The following is a 16,957-nucleotide window of genomic DNA, read 5'->3' on the forward strand; positions in this document are numbered from 1 at the left end:
TATCCTGGGTCGGAATTCAATCCTCGTACGAGAGCCGACCCGTGAGCCGCCCCGTTGCGGCGTGAGCCGGTCCACGAGCCGTCCCCGTACGGCCGCCGGTCCGCGCGCCGGCGGGCGCACGAGTGTGAAAAGGGGCGCACAGTGACCCAGTCGTCGAGTCCGCGGCAGATACCGGTCGTCGTACTCGCCGGATTTCTGGGCTCCGGCAAGACCACCCTGCTCAACCACCTTCTCCACCACAGCGGAGGCAGCCGTATCGGGGCCGTCGTCAACGACTTCGGGGCCATCGAGATCGACGCGATGGCCGTCGCCGGGGCGCTCGGGGACTCCACCGTCTCCCTCGGCAACGGATGCCTGTGCTGCGCCGTCGACGCGAGCGAACTCGACCTCTACCTCGACCGTCTCGCCCAGCCCTCCGCCGGCATCGACGTCATCGTCATCGAGGCCAGCGGACTCGCCGAACCGCGGGAACTGGTCCGCATGGTGCTCGCCAGCGAGCAGCCGCGCGTCGTCTACGGCGGACTCGTCGAGGTCGTGGACGCCGTCGAGTTCGACGCCACCCGCGAGAGGCATCCCGAACTCGACCGCCATCTCGCCCTCGCCGACCTCGTCGTCGTCAACAAGACCGACCGGGCCGAGGACAGCGAGCGGGTCCTGCGGCTGGTGCGCTCGCGCGCCGACCGTGCCGCCGTCGTCCCGGCCGCATACGGTCGCATCGACCCGGAGTTCCTCTTCGACTGCCGACCGGCCGAGGAACGCGTCGGGCAGCTGTCCTTCGACGACATCCCCCGACAGGACGAGCACGGACACGACGATGCGCACCACGCCCATCTGCACACCGCGTACGACAGCCTGTCCTTCCGCTCCGACGTGCCCATGAACCCCCGCCGGCTGCTGGACTTCCTCGACAGCCGCCCCGAGGGCCTGTACCGGATCAAGGGGTACGTCGACTTCGGCCCGGCTGATCCGCACAACCGGTACGCCGTGCACGCCGTGGGGCGGTTCCTGCGGTTCTACCCGGAGCCGTGGGGGACCGGCGACGAGCGGCTCACCCAGCTCGTCCTCATCGGGTCGGGCATCGACACCGCCGCCCTCGACAAGGAACTGAAGGCGTGCACGGACGACGCCCCGCACGCCGACGAGCACAGCATGTGGGGCGTCCTCCGCTACGTCCAGGACAAGGAGGCCGAGGCCCCTCAGGCCGAGGCCCCTCAGGACCCCGGCGACCTCGAGGGCTGACCTACACCGGTCCCGCCACCGCCGCGACGGTCTTCGGCAGCGACACGCCCGAGCCGTCGCGCCGCGGGTCGATCTCGGGCAGCTCGGCCGGCGTGCCGTTCTTCTGCGCCGCCCGGGCCGGGGCCGCGCCCGCCCACGCGAACGACAGGCAGTCCTCGCCCTTCAGGAACCGCTGGCAGCGCAAGCCGCCCGTGGCGCGGCCCTTGCGCGGGTACTGGTCGAACGGCGTCATCTTGGCCGTGGTCTGCACCGAGTCGTCCAGCGTGCCGCGCGATCCTGCGACCGTGAAGACCACCGCGTCGACCGCCGGGTCCACCGCCGTGAACGAGATCACCTTGGCGCCCTCGGTCAGCTTGATGCCCGCCATGCCGCCCGCGGGACGGCCCTGCGGGCGGACCTGGGAGGCGGGGTAACGCAGCAGCTGGGCGTCGTCCGTGATGAAGACCAGGTCCTCCTCGCCCGTGCGCAGCTCGACCGCGCCGACGATCCGGTCGCCCTCCCTGAGGGTGATGACCTCCAACTCCTCCTTGTTCGCAGGGTAGTCGGGAACCACGCGCTTGACCACGCCCTGTTCCGTGCCGAGCGCGAGACCCTGGGAGGACTCGTCCAGCGTCGTCAGGCACACCACCGTCTCGTCCTCCGTCAGGGAGACGAACTCCGAGACCGGCGCACCCCCGGACAGGCTCGCCCGCGTCGCCGTCTCCGGCAGCTGCGGAAGGTCGATCACGTTCACCCGCAGCAGCCGCCCGGCGGACGTCACCACGCCCACCTCACCCCGCGCCGTCACCGGGACGGCGGAGACGATCACGTCGTGCTTGGCGCGCCTGCCGTCGGTGTCCTCCTCGAAGGGGTCGTTGTTCGCCGTGCGCGCCAGCAGGCCGGTCGACGAGATCAGCACCCGGCAGGGGGCGTCCTCGACCTGCAGCGGAACCGTCGGGGCCGGGGCACCGGAGGACTCCAGCAGCACCGTGCGCCGGTCGGTGCCGAACTTCTTGGCCACCGCGGCCAGTTCGTTGGACACCAGCTTGCGCAGCTCCGCGTCCGACTCCAGGATCCGGGTCAGCTCCTCGATCTCGGTGTTGAGCCGGTCCTTCTCCGCCTCCAGCTCGATGCGGTCGAACCTCGTCAGACGGCGCAGCGGCGTGTCGAGGATGTACTGCGTCTGGATCTCGCTCAGCGAGAAGCGCTCCATCAGGCGCTCCTTGGCCTGCGCGGAGTTGTCGCTGGAGCGGATCAGACGGATGACCTCGTCGATGTCCATCAGCGCGGTCAGCAGGCCCTCGACCAGGTGGAGGCGGTCGCGCTTCTTGCCGCGGCGGAACTCCGAGCGGCGGCGGACCACGTCGAAGCGGTGGTCCAGGTAGACCTCGAGGAGTTCCTTGAGGCCCAGTGTCAGCGGCTGGCCGTCGACCAGGGCCACGTTGTTGATGCCGAAGGACTCCTCCATGGGCGTCAGCTTGTAGAGCTGCTCCAGGATCGCCTCCGGCACGAAGCCGTTCTTGATCTCGATGACCAGGCGCAGGCCGTGCTGCCGGTCGGTGAGGTCCTTGACGTCGGCGATCCCCTGGAGTTTCTTCGAGCCCACCAGGTCCTTGATCTTGGCGATCACCTTCTCCGGGCCGACCGTGAAGGGCAGCTCGGTGACGACGAGGCCCTTGCGGCGCGCCGTCACGTCCTCCACGGAGACCGTGGCCCGCATCCTGAAGGTGCCACGGCCCGTCTCGTACGCGTCGCGGATCCCGGGCAGCCCCACGATCCGGCCGCCGGTGGGCAGGTCCGGGCCCGGGACGTGCTTCATCAGAGCGTCCAGGTCCGCGTTCGGATACCTGATCAGATGGCGGGCGGCCGCGATCACCTCGCGCAGGTTGTGCGGCGGCATGTTCGTCGCCATGCCGACCGCGATGCCCGACGCGCCGTTCACCAGAAGGTTCGGGAAGGCGGCGGGCAGGGCCACCGGCTCCTGCTCCTGGCCGTCGTAGTTGGGCGCGAAGTCGACCGTGTCCTCGTCGATCGACTCGGTCATCAGACTCGTCGCCTCGGCCATCCGGCACTCGGTGTACCGCATGGCGGCCGGCGGGTCGTCGTTGCCCAGCGAGCCGAAGTTGCCGTGGCCGTCGACCAGCGGCACGCGCATCGAGAAGGGCTGGGCCATGCGCACCAGGGCGTCGTAGATCGACGCGTCGCCGTGCGGATGCAACTTACCCATGACCTCGCCGACGACGCGGGCGCACTTCACATAGCCGCGGTCGGGGCGCAGGCCCATCTCGTTCATCTGGTAGACGATCCGCCGGTGCACCGGCTTGAGGCCGTCGCGGGCGTCCGGCAGGGCCCTTGAGTAGATGACCGAGTATGCGTACTCGAGGAAGGAGCCCTGCATCTCGTCCACGACGTCGATGTCGAGGATCTTCTCCTCGTACGAGTCGTCGGGTGGCGGGGTCTTCGTGCTGCGGCGGGCCATCGCTGCCGGCTCCTTCACCGTCTGTGCTGGGCATGGAAACGAATCTGACGCCGACCATTGTGGACCGCCGCACCGACAACGGGGACCGGGGCCCTTCCGAGGGGCCGTGAAACGGGCCCGACGGCGATCACGACCGTCCCGGCCCCCCGACGCGTCAACGGCGAGCTTCCCCCACCCCCCGTAATCATGGTCTCGCTCTCGGCGTACGTCGCCCGGGAACTTCGCCACCGGTCGGCACGCTTGCATACAGTGACAGGACCGGCAGGAAACCGCGGTTTCCGCGACAGCTTCCGCGATCGAAGGGACGTACATGCCCATGGGTCACACGGCCACAGCCGAGGCAGGCTCCGGCGGCCTGACAGCGACCGAGCACCGCCTGGCCAACGGCCTGCGCGTGGTGCTCTCCGAGGACCATCTGACCCCGGTCGCGGCGGTGTGCCTCTGGTACGACGTCGGCTCCCGGCACGAGGTTCAGGGGCGCACGGGTCTCGCCCACCTCTTCGAGCACCTGATGTTCCAGGGCTCCGCCCAGGTCAAGGGCAACGGCCACTTCGAGCTGGTGCAGGGAGCGGGCGGCTCGCTCAACGGCACCACCAGCTTCGAGCGCACCAACTACTTCGAGACCATGCCCGCCCACCAGCTGGAGCTCGCCCTCTGGCTGGAGGCCGACCGCATGGGTTCCCTGCTCGCCGCGCTCGACGACGAGTCCATGGAGAACCAGCGGGACGTCGTGAAGAACGAGCGCCGCCAGCGCTACGACAACGTCCCCTACGGCACCGCCTTCGAGAGGCTGACCGCGCTCGCCTACCCCGAGGGCCACCCCTACCACCACACGCCGATCGGGTCGATGGCCGACCTGGACGCGGCGACCCTGGAGGACGCGCGCGCGTTCTTCCGCACCTACTACGCGCCGAACAACGCGGTGCTGTCCGTCGTCGGCGACATCGACCCCCAGCAGACCCTCGCCTGGATCGAGAAGTACTTCGGGTCCATCCCGTCCCACGACGGCAAGCCCCAGCCGCGCGACGGCTCGCTGCCCGAGATCATCGGCGAGCAGCTGCGCGAGGTCGTCGAGGAGGAGGTTCCGGCGCGTGCCCTGATGGCCGCCTACCGGCTGCCGCAGGACGGCACACGCGCGTCCGACGCGGCCGACCTGGCGCTCACGATCCTCGGCGGCGGCGAGTCCTCCCGCCTGTACAACCGGCTCGTGCGCCGTGACCGCACCGCAGTCGCCGCCGGCTTCGGCCTGCTGCGGCTCGCCGGGGCGCCCTCGCTGGGGTGGCTGGACGTGAAGACCTCCGGCGACGTGGAGGTGCCCGTCATCGAGGCCGCCATCGACGAGGAACTCGCCCGGTTCGCCGAGCGGGGCCCGACGGCCGAGGAAATGGAGCGCGCCCAGGCCCAGTTGGAGCGCGAGTGGCTGGACCGGCTCGGCACGGTCGCGGGCCGCGCCGACGAACTGTGCCGGTACGCCGTGCTGTTCGGCGACCCCCAGCTCGCCCTGACCGCCGTGAAGCGCGTGCTCGAGGTCACCGCCGAGGAGGTGCAGGAGATCGCCAAGGCCCGCCTGCGCCCCGACAACCGCGCGGTGCTCGTGTACGAACCGGTCGCGGCCGAGGCCCCGGAAGCAGCCGAGACCACCGACGAGACCGAGGAGTCGGCGAAGTGAGCGAGCTCGCGACCATGGAGTTCCACCCGCAGCCCGAGCCCGGCGAGGCCCGGCCCTGGGCGTTCCCGGCGCCCGAGCGCGGCACGCTCGACAACGGCCTGACCGTGCTGCGCTGCCACCGCCCCGGCCAGCAGGTCGTCGCCGTCGAGGTGCTCCTCGACGCGCCCCTGGACGCCGAGCCGGCCGGCCTCGACGGCGTCGCCACGATCATGGCGCGCGCCTTCTCCGAGGGCACCGACAAGCACTCCGCCGAGGAGTTCGCCGCCGAGCTGGAGCGCTGCGGCGCCACCCTCGACTCGCACGCCGACCACCCCGGCGTCCGCCTCTCCCTGGAGGTGCCGGTTTCCCGCCTCCCCAAGGCGCTCGGACTGCTCGCCGACGCCCTGAGGTCGCCGGCGTTCGCGGACAGCGAGGTGGAGCGCCTGGTGCGCAACCGCCTCGACGAGATCCCGCACGAGATGGCCAACCCGGCCCGCCGCGCCGCCAAGGAGCTCTCCAAGGAGCTGTTCGCGGCGTCCTCGCGCATGTCGCGCCCGCGTCAGGGCACCGAGGAGACGGTCGCGAGCATCGACGCCGCGGCCGTCCGTGCCTTCTACGAGCGGTATGTGCGCCCCGCGACGTCCACCGCGGTCGTGGTCGGCGACCTCACCGGGATCGATCTGGACGAACTCCTCGGGGACACCCTCGGCGCCTGGACGGGGGAGCCCTCCAAGCCGCGTCCGGTGCCCCCGGTGACCGCCGACGACACCGGCCGCGTGATCATCGTGGACCGTCCCGGCGCCGTCCAGACACAGCTGCTCATCGGCCGTGTCGGGCCCGACCGCCACGACCGCGTGTGGCCCGCCCAGGTGCTCGGCACGTACTGCCTCGGCGGCACCCTCACCTCCCGCCTGGACCGCGTCCTGCGCGAGGAGAAGGGCTACACCTACGGGGTGCGGGCCTTCGGGCAGGTGCTGCGCTCCGCGCCCGACGGCACGGGCGCCGCGATGCTCGCCATCAGCGGCTCCGTCGACACGCCGAACACCGGCCCGGCGCTCGACGACCTGTGGAAGGTGCTTCGCATCCTCGCCGCCGAGGGCCTGACGGACGCCGAGCGCGACGTCGCCGTACAGAACCTGGTGGGGGTGGCACCGCTGAAGTTCGAGACGGCGGCGGCCGTCGCGAGCACGCTCGCCGACCAGGTCGAGCAGCACCTGCCGGACGACTACCAGTCGACGCTGTATCAGCAGCTGACCGCCACGGGCACGGTGGAGGCCACCGCGGCCGTGGTGAACGCCTTCCCGGTGGACCGTCTGGTCACCGTGCTGGTGGGCGACGCCGCGCAGATCAAGGAGCCCGTCGAGGCGCTCGGCATCGGCGAAGTGAGCGTCGTCGCCGCCGAGTAGAGCGCACAGCACGCGCGCGTGCGCCGCGCCCAGTCCCGGGGCCCTGGTGACTTTCCGTGTCACCAGGGCCCCGCCCATTGGCGGGTTTGTCCGTATTGCCACAGAGGTTGCCTCTCTGCCCTGTGGGATGCGCTACAAACCCCGTTCTGCGTTTGCTGATTGAAAGACGGTCCCCTTAGCGTCGTTCGGGCTGTCCGTCAGGCAGTGCGCCGCACCCGCGGCACCGGACAGTCATCGCCGAGTCCCCGTACGGCGCGAGCCAGGGGAGCCGGGGACCCAAAACCACAGTCCCTGGGGTGAATCGGGCGCGAGCCCGTAGGAGACCTTCCTGCTCCGAACCCGTCAGCTAACCCGGTAGGCGAGAGGGAAGGAAAGGACCAGCCACTTCATGGCGTTCACCTGCGCCACCGGGAAGCACCGTCGCCCGAGCCGTGTGAAGCGTACGACTGCGAACGCCGTCGGCGTGGCAGCGCTCACCACCACCGGTGTCATCGGCACCCTGGCCGCCCCGGCCCTCGCCGCCGGCGCCCCCGTCGAGCAGACCGGGCTGCTCCAGGCCGTCACCCTCGGTGGCTCGGTCGCCGAGAAGATCGACGCACAGGCCGCCGCCCAGAAGCAGGCCGCCGCCCAGAAGCGGGCCGAGGAGGCCGCGCGCAGGAAGGCCGCCGAGAAGGCCCGCCAGGAGCGCGAGGCCAAGGAGCGGGCCGCGCGCGAGGCCGAGCGCAGGCGTCTCAACGCGTTCGTGCCGCCGATCTCCGACTCCTTCGTGTCCACCGGTTACAAGACCGGCGGCTCCCTGTGGTCCTCCGGCTCCCACACCGGCATCGACTTCCACGCCGCCACCGGCACGCCCGTGCACGCCGTCGGCGCCGGTACCGTCGTGCAGACCGGCTGGGGCGGCGCGTACGGCAACCAGATCGTCATCAGGATGAACGACGGCACCTACACCCAGTACGGCCACCTGTCGTCCATCGGCGTCTCCGTGGGCCAGCGGGTCGTCCCCGGCCGGCAGATAGCCCTCGCCGGGTCCACCGGCAACACCACCGGGCCGCACCTGCACTTCGAGGCGCGCACCACCCCCGAGTACGGCTCGGACATCGACCCCGTCGCCTACCTGCGCTCGCACGGCGTGAACGTCTGACGGCCCGCGCCCGCGACAGGCGCGCCCGCACCCGACGGCCCCGGCTGATCAGCCGGGGCCGTCGTCGTCTTTCGAACGGCTGCGTGTCCAAAAAATATCCCTGGATTCCGACCTGCCGTCGGAAATTCCGGCCCACTGCAATAGAGTCGGTCGAACACGAGTCAATCGCGTACGTTTCACGGGGATTAAGGCGGAGGTCGGTCATGCGTATTCCGGCGCACTCGGTCTGCACGGCGATCCGTGATGACATCGTCGCGGGTGTCTACGAGCGCGGCAGCCGGCTCACCGAGGAACTCCTCGCGCGCCGCTACGGCGTCTCCCGCGTTCCCGTGCGCGAGGCGCTGCGCACCCTGGAGGCCGAGGGCTTCGTGGTCACCCGCCGGCACGCGGGCGCGTGCGTGGCGGAACCCAGCGAGCAGGAGGCCGTCGACCTGCTGGAGATGCGGATGCTGCTGGAGCCGCTCGGGGCCGCCCGGGCAGCGCAGCGGCGTACCGAGGCCCATCTCAAGGTGCTGCGTGGCCTGGTCAGACTGGGCCAGGAGCGGGCCAGGAGGGGCAACAGCGAGGATCTGCGCTCCCTGGGCGGCTGGTTCCACGAGACGCTGGCGCAGGCCGGCGGGAGCCCCGCGCTGACCTCGACGCTGGCCCAGCTGCGGCACAAGATCACGTGGATGTACGCGGTCGACGCGCCGGTCGACCCCGTTGAGTCCTGGGCCGAGCACGGCGGCATCGTGGACGCCGTCGCACGCGGGGACGGCGAGCGGGCGCGGGCGATCACGGCGCTGCACACGGAACGCTCCACTGCCGCGCACCGGCTCCGCTTTCCCGGCGGGACGGACCGCCCGGACCGTGTGAGGACTTCGCAACACCCCGTAAACACGTCGGCGCTCCGGCATTAACACAGGCGCCGTATACAAAGAGGGATATTCGGCTGAGGCCTGTTTTAGGCTGCCTTTTTGGCGTGCGTCCGCAAAACGGCGTGCGCCGTTTCGGCGCGTCGTCAGTGAATTTATTCATGTTGACGAATACGCCGTGTGCCGTTTTCATTGCGTGCGCCTTCCGCGCCGTTCCCTGCGCCGGACTGCGGTCATCGCCGGTCCTCACCCTCCCGGACGGGAGCTTGCCCGGCGCGACAAAAGCCGCGCCGCCATGAAGGCGACGCGGCTGAAGCGGGGTGCTGCTGCCCGAAGGGTCAGACGGTCTCGGGGAGTTCCTCGAGGCCCTCGGCGACCAGCTTGGCCAGGCGGTCGAGCGCGGCGTCCGCACCCTCCGCGTCGGAGGCCAGGACGATCTCCTCGCCACCCTGGGCGCCGAGGCCCAGAACCGCCAGCATGGACGCGGCGTTGACGGGGGTGCCGCCCGCCTTGGCGATCGTCACCGGGATGCCGGAGGCCGTGGCTGCCCGGACGAAGATGGAGGCGGGGCGGGCGTGGAGACCCTCGGCCCAGCCGACGTTGACGCGGCGCTCAGCCATGTGTTGCTGCCCTTCGGATGTATCAGGGTTGTCTAGACCAGTGTTCCATAGGTGAAGCGTGCCCGGGAAGGGCATCGTCCCGCCCCGGCGGGCCGGGACCGGTTCCCTCAGCCTGCCTCGCCCCGCCTAGGGACGCGAGCCTTACTCTGGGGCCCATGCAGACCACGTCGGACCGGCACGAGTACCCCGCCCACTGGGAGGCCGACGTGGTGCTGCGCGACGGTGGCACCGCGCGCATCAGGCCCATCACCGTCGATGATGCCGAGCGTCTCGTCAGCTTCTACGAGCAGGTCTCGGACGAGTCGAAGTACTACCGCTTCTTCGCGCCGTACCCGCGCCTGTCCGCCAAGGACGTCCACCGCTTCACGCACCACGACTTTGTGGACAGGGTGGGACTCGCGGCCACGGTCGGCGGCGAGTTCATCGCAACCGTACGCTATGACCGCATCGGTACCGACGGCCTGCCCGCCTCCGCGCCCGCCGACGAGGCCGAGGTGGCCTTCCTCGTGCAGGACGCGCACCAGGGACGCGGCGTCGCCTCCGCCCTGCTCGAACACATCGCGGCGGTGGCCAGGGAGCGCGGCATCCGCCGGTTCGCGGCCGAGGTGCTGCCCGCCAACACCAGGATGATCAAGGTGTTCACGGACGCCGGGTACCAGCAGAAGCGCAGCTTCGAGGACGGTGTCGTACGCCTCGAGTTCGACCTGGAGCCCACCGACCGGTCGCTGGCCGTCCAGCGCGCCCGGGAGCAGCGGGCCGAGGCGCGGTCCGTGCAGCGGCTGCTCGCACCCGGCGCGGTCGCCGTGATCGGCGCCGGCCGCACGCCCGGGGGAGTGGGCCGCAGCGTTCTCGACCACCTCAGGGACGGCGGGTACACCGGCCGTCTGTACGCGGTGAACCAGGCGTTCGCCGCAGACCGGAAGGAGCTCGACGGCATCCCCGCCCACCGCTCGGTCCGCGACATCTCCGAGCCGGTCGACGTGGCCGTGGTGGCCGTCCCCGCCGAGCACGTCCCCGGGGTCGTCACCGAGTGCGGCGAGCACGGGGTGCAGGGGCTCGTGGTGGTCTCCGCCGGGTACGCCGAGAGCGGGCCCGAGGGGCGGGATCGGCAGCGGGAGCTGGTGCGGCAGGCGCGGTCGTACGGCATGCGGATCATCGGGCCGAACGCCTTCGGGATCATCAACACCTCGCCGCAGGTCAGGCTCAACGCCTCCCTCGCCCCCGAGATGCCCCGCCCCGGGCGCATAGGACTGTTCGCCCAGTCGGGCGCCATCGGGATCGCCCTGCTGTCACGGCTGCATCGACGCGGCGGAGGTGTGACCGGCGTCACGGGTGTCTCGACCTTCGTCTCCTCCGGGAACCGGGCGGACGTGTCCGGCAACGACGTCCTCCAGTACTGGTACGACGACCCGGACACCGACGTCGCCCTGATGTATCTGGAGACCATCGGCAACCCGCGCAAGTTCACCCGCCTCGCGCGGCGCACGGCGGCGGCCAAACCGCTGGTCGTGGTCCAGGGCGCGCGACACGGGGGCGCGCCGCAGGGGCACGCGGTACGGGCCACACGCCTGCCGCACGCCACGGTGTCCGCGCTGCTGCGGCAGGCCGGGGTGATCCGGGTGGACACGATCACGGAACTGGTGGACGCGGGCCTGTTGCTGGCCCGCCAGCCGCTGCCCGCGGGGCCCCGGGTGGCGATCCTCGGGAACTCGGAGTCGCTGGGGCTGCTGACGTACGACGCGTGCCTCACGGAGGGGCTGCGGCCCTCGCCGCCCCTCGATCTCACGACGGAGGCGTCGGCCGAGGACTTTCACCGGGCGCTGGTCGGCGCGCTGGCCGACGACTCCTGTGATGCCGTGGTCGTGACGGCGATACCGGCGGTGGGGGAGACGTCGCCCAGGGACGCGGAGTTGGCCGAGGCATTTAGGTCCGCCGCCGCGGCGGCTCCCGCGAAGCCCGTGCTGGTGGTCCACGTGGAGCTGGGCGGGCTGGCAGAGGCCCTGTCCGCCGCCGCGAGTACGGGTCCCCGGGCCGGCACCGCGGAACGACTGCACCCCGAGGTCGCGGACGCGGTACCGCCGCCCGCGACCGAGGCGCCGGCGGACTCCCGGCTCATCCCCGCCTACCCCGCCGCCGAGCGCGCCGTCCGGGCCCTCGCCGAAGCCGTCAAGTACGCGCAGTGGCGGCGGGAGGCCGCCGAGCCCGGGAAGGTGCCCGAGTTCGACGACATCGACGAGAAGGGCGCCGCCCGGCTGATCGACGGCCTGCTCGCGCGCGGCCAGGGGCTCACACTCGGCACGGACGAGACCTGTGACCTGCTCGCGCGCTACGGCATCCACGTCCGTCGGGCGCTGCCCGCTCCCACCCCCGAGGCCGCTCTCGGGGCCGCCCGCACGATCGGCTACCCGGTGGCCCTCAAGGCCACCGCCCCGCATCTGCGCCACCGCGCCGACCTGGGCGGCGTACGCCTCGACCTGGCCGACGAGGAGCAACTGCTGCGGGCGTACGCCGAGTTGACGTCCCTGTTCGGCAAGCCGGAGGAACTGCGGCCGGTCGTGCAGGGCATGGCGCCACGCGGCGTCGACACCTTCGTACGGACCGTCATCGATCCAGCGGCCGGAGCCGTCCTGTCGTTCGGCCTCGCCGGGGCCGCCTCCCAGCTGCTCGGCGACATGGCGCACCGACTGGTTCCCGTCACCGACCGCGACGCCACCTCCCTGGTCCGGTCCATCCGGACGGCCCCGCTCCTGTTCGGCTGGCGCGGCTCCGATCCCGTGGACACGCCCGCCCTCGAAGAGCTGATGCTGCGCGTGTCACGGCTGGTCGACGACCATCCGGAGGTCGTCGCGGTCACCCTGGAGCCCGTCGTGGTCGCCCCGCGCGGCCTGAGCGTGCTCGGCGCCACCGTCCGGCTCGCGCCCCCGCCCGCCCGCGACGACCTCGGCCCCCGCAGGCTCCCGGTGTACTGAGCAGCGGCGAGCGGTGCCTCGCAGTCAGCGCGCCCCCGTAGGATGGACGGCATGGCCAAGACCAGTACGACGACCCAGGGGCTGCGCGCGGCGATCGAGCGCAGCGGCTACTACCCGGCGCTCGTGGCCGAGGCGGTGGAAGCCGCGGTGGGCGGCGAGCCCATGCGGTCGTACCTGGTCCACCAGGAGACCACCTTCGACGCCAACGAGGTGCGCCGGCACGTGACCGTGCTGGTCCTCACCGGCACCCGGTTCATCGTCAGCCACACCGACGAGCAGGCCGCGGACGACACCTCCCCGACGCCGTACGCGACGACGTCGACGGAATCCGTGAAGCTCGGCCGGATCGCCTCGGTCGTCCTCAGCCGCGTCGTCGCCAACCCGGAGTCGTACACACCGGGCACGCTGCCCCGCGAGGTCGTCCTGACCATCGGCTGGGGCGCCGTCTCCCGTATCGACCTGGAGCCCGCCGCCTGCGGCGACCCCAACTGCGAGGCCGACCACGGCTACACGGGCAGCTCGACGGCGGACGACCTGAGCCTGCGCGTCAGCGAGGCAGGAGACGGCCCGGAGACGGTGCGCCAGGCGCTCGCCTTCGCACAGGCCCTCTCCGAGGCGACCGCGGACGACTCCCACTGATGGCACTCCCCGCCTGGGCCGACCACCCGGAGCCGCTGGCCCTCGGCTCCGCGCCCGTCCCCGAGTACGGCTCGGGCTCGCTGGCCGATCTCCTGCCCACCCTGGCAGCGGGCATGGGGGTGCCGGGCCAGAATGCCGCCATACCGGAACTGACCGCCGCCGACCGCAACTGCGTCTTCCTGATCGACGGGCTCGGCTGGGAGCAGCTGAAGGCGCACCCCGACGAGGCACCCTTCATGACCTCGCTCCTGGCGTCCTCCCGCGGCGGCACCGGGCGGCCCATCACCGCCGGCTACCCGGCGACCACGGCGACCTCGCTGGCCTCCGTCGGCACTGGCCTGCCCCCGGGCGCGCACGGCCTGCCCGGCTACACCGTGCGCAACCCGGACACCGGGGAGCTGATGAACCAGCTGCGCTGGCAGCCGTGGACCGCGCCGGAGGTCTGGCAGCCGTACCCCACCGTCTTCCAGCTCGCTCACGACGCCGGTGTGCACACCGCACAGGTGTCCTCCCCGGCGTTCGAGAACACCCCGCTGACGAAGGTCGCTCTCAGTGGCGGAACGTTCCGCGGGAAGCTGACCGGCGAGGACCGCATGGACCTGGCGGCCGAGCAACTGGCCGCCGGCGAGCGCTCCTTGGTGTATACGTACTACTCAGAGCTGGACGGCGCCGGTCATCGGTTCGGCGTCGACTCCGACACCTGGCGCGGCCAGCTCATGTACGTCGACCGGCTGGTCCAGCGCCTGGCCGAGCAGCTGCCGCCGCGCACCGCCCTGTACGTGACCGCCGACCACGGCATGCTCGACATCCCGTTCGACGAGCGGCACCGCATCGACTTCGACGAGGACTGGGAGCTGCGGGCCGGCGTCGCCCTGCTCGGCGGCGAGGGGCGCGCACGGCACGCCTACGCGCTGCCGGGCGCCGAGAACGACGTCCTGACCTGCTGGCGCGAGGTCCTCGGCGAGCAGTTCTGGGTGGCCTCGCGGGACGAGGCGATCGCGGCGGGCTGGTTCGGCCCCCACATCGACGACCGCGTGTACGCGCGCATCGGTGACGTGGTCGCGGCGGCCCGCGACGACGTGCTGATCATCGCCTCCGAGCGGGAGCCGAAGGAATCGTCCATGGTCGGCAACCACGGCTCGATGACGGCCGTGGAACAGCTGGTGCCCCTGCTGGAAGTGCGCACCTGACCTCCATCTGACCGCCACCCGAGCGTGGCGCGCGCCCGCGCGCCCAGTACGCTCCTGAAGATCCCCTATGCCCTCCGCCCCGCCCGAAAGGCCTCAATCACCCATGCCCGAGTTGGTGTTCTTCTCCGGAACCATGGACTGCGGGAAGTCGACACTGGCTCTCCAGATCGAGCACAACCGCTCCGCGCGCGGCCTCGTGGGCATGATCTTCACCCGTGACGACCGGGCCGGTGAGGGCAAGCTCTCCTCCCGCCTCGGCCTGGTCACCGACGCGGTGGAGGTGGGCGACGGGCAGGACCTGTACGCCCACGTCGTCGACCACCTCTCCCAGGGCGGGCGAGCGGACTACGTGATCGCGGACGAGGCGCAGTTCCTGGCGCCGGAGCAGATAGACCAGCTGGCCCGCGTGGTCGACGACCTCGGTCTCGACGTCTACGCCTTCGGTATCACGACCGATTTCCGCACCAAGCTCTTCCCCGGCTCGCAGCGCCTGGTGGAGCTGGCCGACCGGGTCGAGGTCCTCCAGGTGGAGGCGCTGTGCTGGTGCGGCGCCCGCGCGACGCACAACGCCCGCACGGTGGGCGGCGAGATGGTGGTCGAGGGCGCCCAGGTCGTCGTGGGCGACGTGACCCAGTCGGCGGACGAGATCGGTTACGAGGTGCTCTGCCGCCGCCACCACCGGCGCCGTATGACGGCGGCCGCCGCGCGCGCGGCGGCCCTCTCCCCGGACGTCCTGCCGGTGTCGTCCATCTGACGCCCCGGCGATTCACCCGTCAGGAGCCGGCTCGGTCGAGCGGGCTCACCACCGAGAACGTCGCGCCCTCCGGGTCCGCGACCGCGACCATACGGCCCAGGGCGGTGCTGCGACCGGGACTCACGACGTGTCCGCCCAGCTCGGTGACCCGCTCGGCGGCCGCGTCGGCGTCCTCGACCTGGAAGTGCGTCATCCAGTGCGGGCCCCGGTCGCGGGGGAGGGCGTGCCCGACGCCGTGGATGCCGGCGACCGGACGGCCCTCGATGCGCAGGGTGCGGTAGTCGGAGTCGGCGGCGGCCACCGGCTCCTCCTCGTAGCCGAAGACCGTTCGGTAGAACGTGGCGACGCTCGCCGTGTCGTAGGTGAGCAGCTCGTTCCAGGCAGGAGTGCCGGGGACGCCGGTCAGGCCCGTGCCGAGGTGTTCGGCCGCCTGCCAGATGCCGAACACCGCGCCCATCGGGTCGCAGGCGATCGCCAGGCGCCCCGCCTCGGCGGCGTCCAGGGGACCGACCCCCACCGTGCCGCCGCAGCTGCGGACCGTCTCGGCGGTCGCGTCCACGTCGTCCGAGCCCAGGTACGGCGTCCAGGCGATCGGGAGATGGCGGTCCGGCGGCAGTTGGCCGATGCCCGCCACCTCGTAGCCGTGCAGCACGGCCCGCACATAAGGCCCGAGTTGCTGCGGTCCCGGGCGGAACTCCCAGCCGAACAGCGCCCGGTAGAACTCCTGGGTCGCGGCCATCCCGTGCACCATCAGACTCACCCAGCACGGTGCGCCGGGCGCCGGCCTCTCGTGCGCCGTGCCGGTCAGGCCCGCCGACCCCGGTGCCTCGATCATCGTCACTCTCTCCTCGGCCGTTCGTGGTGGCCGTTCAGCTTCCGCCCGCGTGCACGTGCGCCGGGTGGGCGCGGGTGCACGGTCCGCGCCGATGGTCGCACCACCGGTCGCACCACGGGCTCCGGCCGCGCCGTGCGGTACGGCTCCCGGCCACAAGGCCTCGATGGGACGGTGCTCGTGCGTCGTGGTGTGATCGCCGTGTGCGGTCCATCGGCTGTACAGCATGTGCCCGATCCCGTACAGCGGGTGATCGGACCTGTCCGGCGGAGCAGACTAGCCGGACCTGGGCGAGAGGGCCACCTCGTGCGCGAGGATGGGAGCCATGAAGGCCATCATTTCCGCATCCGAACTCGCGAGCGAACTTGCGGGAGCGCGGCCGCCGACGCTCCTGGACATCCGCTGGCAGCTGAGCACCGCGACGGCGGCCGGCGTCGCTCCTTTCGACGGCCGTGCCGAGTACGCGGCCGGGCACATTCCGGGGGCCGTCTTCGTCGACCTGGACACCGATCTCGCGGATCCGCCGGGGCCGGCCGGTCGGCATCCACTGCCCGACATCGAGCGTTTCGGTGCGGCGATGCGGGCCGCCGGCGTCTTCTCGGACCGGCCGGTGGTGGTGTACGACGGCGGGCAGGGCTGGGCCGCCGCGCGCGCGTGGTGGCTGCTGCGCTTCACGGGTCACCCGGACGTGCGGGTGCTCGACGGCGGTCTGCCCGCCTGGGAGGGGTCCCTGGCCTCCGGGATCGAAACGGCGCCCGAGCCGGGCGACTTCCGGCCCGCACCGGGCGCGCTGCCGCTGCTCGACGCGGACGGCGCGGCGGCGCTCGCCCGGACGGGGCTGCTCCTGGACGCGCGGGCCGGTGAGCGCTACCGGGGCGAGGTCGAGCCGATCGACCCGGTGGGCGGGCACATTCCGGGCGCGGTGTCGGCGCCGACGGTGCAGAACCTGACCGAAACCGGCCACTTCCTGCCCGAGGAGGAACTCGCCGAGCGCTTCAAGGCACTCGGCGTCACCGAGGGCACCGAGGTCGGCGTGTACTGCGGCTCGGGCGTCTCCGCGGCCCAGCAGGTGCTGGCGCTGTCGCTCGCGGGCATCCCGGCCGCGCTGTACGTGGGGTCGTGGTCGGAGTGGTCGTCGGACAGCAACCGCCCCGTGGCGGTGGGCCCCGACCCGCAGTGAGCGCCGCGGTGGAGTGTACGCCACCTC

The 16,957-nt window shown here is 71.8% G+C and carries 13 protein-coding genes and 1 riboswitch; of the genes, 10 read left to right on the forward strand and 3 right to left on the reverse strand.

The annotated features are described in order from the left end of the window. The first annotated feature begins 141 nt into the window (after positions 1 to 141). Positions 142 to 1,239 carry a GTP-binding protein gene (locus AB0N14_RS26125; protein WP_366028138.1) on the forward strand — a complete coding sequence of 366 codons (1,098 nt, stop codon included), beginning with the start codon at positions 142 to 144 and terminating at the stop codon, positions 1,237 to 1,239. Between the two features lies 1 nt (position 1,240). Here AB0N14_RS26125 and AB0N14_RS26130 read toward each other — a convergent pair whose 3' ends face one another. Beyond that, on the reverse strand, positions 1,241 to 3,697 hold the full coding sequence (locus AB0N14_RS26130; protein WP_366028139.1) for a DNA topoisomerase IV subunit A: 2,457 nt from the start codon (positions 3,695 to 3,697) through the stop codon (positions 1,241 to 1,243). Between the two features lie 310 nt (positions 3,698 to 4,007). On the opposite strand from AB0N14_RS26130, the gene AB0N14_RS26135 reads away from it, so the two are divergent. From AB0N14_RS26135 to AB0N14_RS26150, 4 genes are all read left to right on the forward strand, one after another. Beyond that, entirely contained in the window at positions 4,008 to 5,366 is a 1,359-nt protein-coding gene (locus AB0N14_RS26135; RefSeq protein WP_366028140.1) for a pitrilysin family protein, read from the forward strand. After that, positions 5,363 to 6,751, forward strand: coding sequence for a pitrilysin family protein (locus AB0N14_RS26140; protein ID WP_366028141.1), 1,389 nt, complete (start codon positions 5,363 to 5,365; stop codon positions 6,749 to 6,751). Before AB0N14_RS26135 ends, AB0N14_RS26140 begins: the two co-directional genes overlap by 4 nt. 225 nt (positions 6,752 to 6,976) lie before the next feature. Then, positions 6,977 to 7,127: riboswitch (cyclic di-AMP (ydaO/yuaA leader) on the forward strand. Positions 7,128 to 7,139: 12 nt separating this feature from the next. Beyond that, entirely contained in the window at positions 7,140 to 7,892 is a 753-nt protein-coding gene (locus tag AB0N14_RS26145) for a M23 family metallopeptidase (RefSeq protein ID WP_366028142.1), read from the forward strand. A gap of 203 nt (positions 7,893 to 8,095) precedes the next feature. Next, entirely contained in the window at positions 8,096 to 8,791 is a 696-nt protein-coding gene (locus AB0N14_RS26150; protein WP_366028143.1) for a GntR family transcriptional regulator, read from the forward strand. Positions 8,792 to 9,084: 293 nt separating this feature from the next. On the opposite strand, the gene AB0N14_RS26155 is transcribed toward AB0N14_RS26150, so the two are convergent. Next, the gene (locus tag AB0N14_RS26155; protein WP_103844608.1) at positions 9,085 to 9,366 is read right to left on the reverse strand and encodes an HPr family phosphocarrier protein; all 282 of its coding nucleotides are present in this window, start codon (positions 9,364 to 9,366) and stop codon (positions 9,085 to 9,087) included. Positions 9,367 to 9,521: 155 nt separating this feature from the next. Here AB0N14_RS26155 and AB0N14_RS26160 point away from each other — a divergent pair, with 155 nt between their 5' ends. From AB0N14_RS26160 to AB0N14_RS26175, 4 genes are all read left to right on the forward strand, one after another. After that, positions 9,522 to 12,335 carry a GNAT family N-acetyltransferase gene (locus AB0N14_RS26160; protein WP_366028144.1) on the forward strand — a complete coding sequence of 938 codons (2,814 nt, stop codon included), beginning with the start codon at positions 9,522 to 9,524 and terminating at the stop codon, positions 12,333 to 12,335. Positions 12,336 to 12,386: 51 nt separating this feature from the next. Further along, on the forward strand, positions 12,387 to 12,974 hold the full coding sequence (locus tag AB0N14_RS26165) for a DUF5998 family protein (RefSeq protein ID WP_366028145.1): 588 nt from the start codon (positions 12,387 to 12,389) through the stop codon (positions 12,972 to 12,974). Then, complete coding sequence (locus AB0N14_RS26170; RefSeq protein ID WP_366028146.1) at positions 12,974 to 14,164, forward strand: nucleotide pyrophosphatase/phosphodiesterase family protein; 1,191 nt, start codon at positions 12,974 to 12,976, stop codon at positions 14,162 to 14,164. Before AB0N14_RS26165 ends, AB0N14_RS26170 begins: the two co-directional genes overlap by 1 nt. Positions 14,165 to 14,267: 103 nt before the next feature. Further along, positions 14,268 to 14,918 (forward strand): thymidine kinase, encoded by a 651-nt coding sequence (locus tag AB0N14_RS26175; RefSeq protein ID WP_200418488.1) that lies wholly within the window; start codon positions 14,268 to 14,270, stop codon positions 14,916 to 14,918. A gap of 19 nt (positions 14,919 to 14,937) precedes the next feature. Here the strand turns inward: AB0N14_RS26175 and AB0N14_RS26180 are convergent, their stop codons facing one another. Further along, a complete protein-coding gene (locus AB0N14_RS26180) occupies positions 14,938 to 15,753 on the reverse strand; it encodes a VOC family protein (RefSeq protein ID WP_366028147.1) in 816 nt (271 codons plus the stop codon). Positions 15,754 to 16,075: 322 nt separating this feature from the next. On the opposite strand from AB0N14_RS26180, the gene AB0N14_RS26185 reads away from it, so the two are divergent. Further along, on the forward strand, positions 16,076 to 16,930 hold the full coding sequence (locus AB0N14_RS26185; protein WP_366028148.1) for a sulfurtransferase: 855 nt from the start codon (positions 16,076 to 16,078) through the stop codon (positions 16,928 to 16,930). Positions 16,931 to 16,957 lie beyond the last annotated feature (27 nt).

Origin of the sequence: Streptomyces sp. NPDC051104, from assembly GCF_040682835.1 — a bacterium.
Lineage (GTDB): Bacteria > Actinomycetota > Actinomycetes > Streptomycetales > Streptomycetaceae > Streptomyces > Streptomyces cynarae.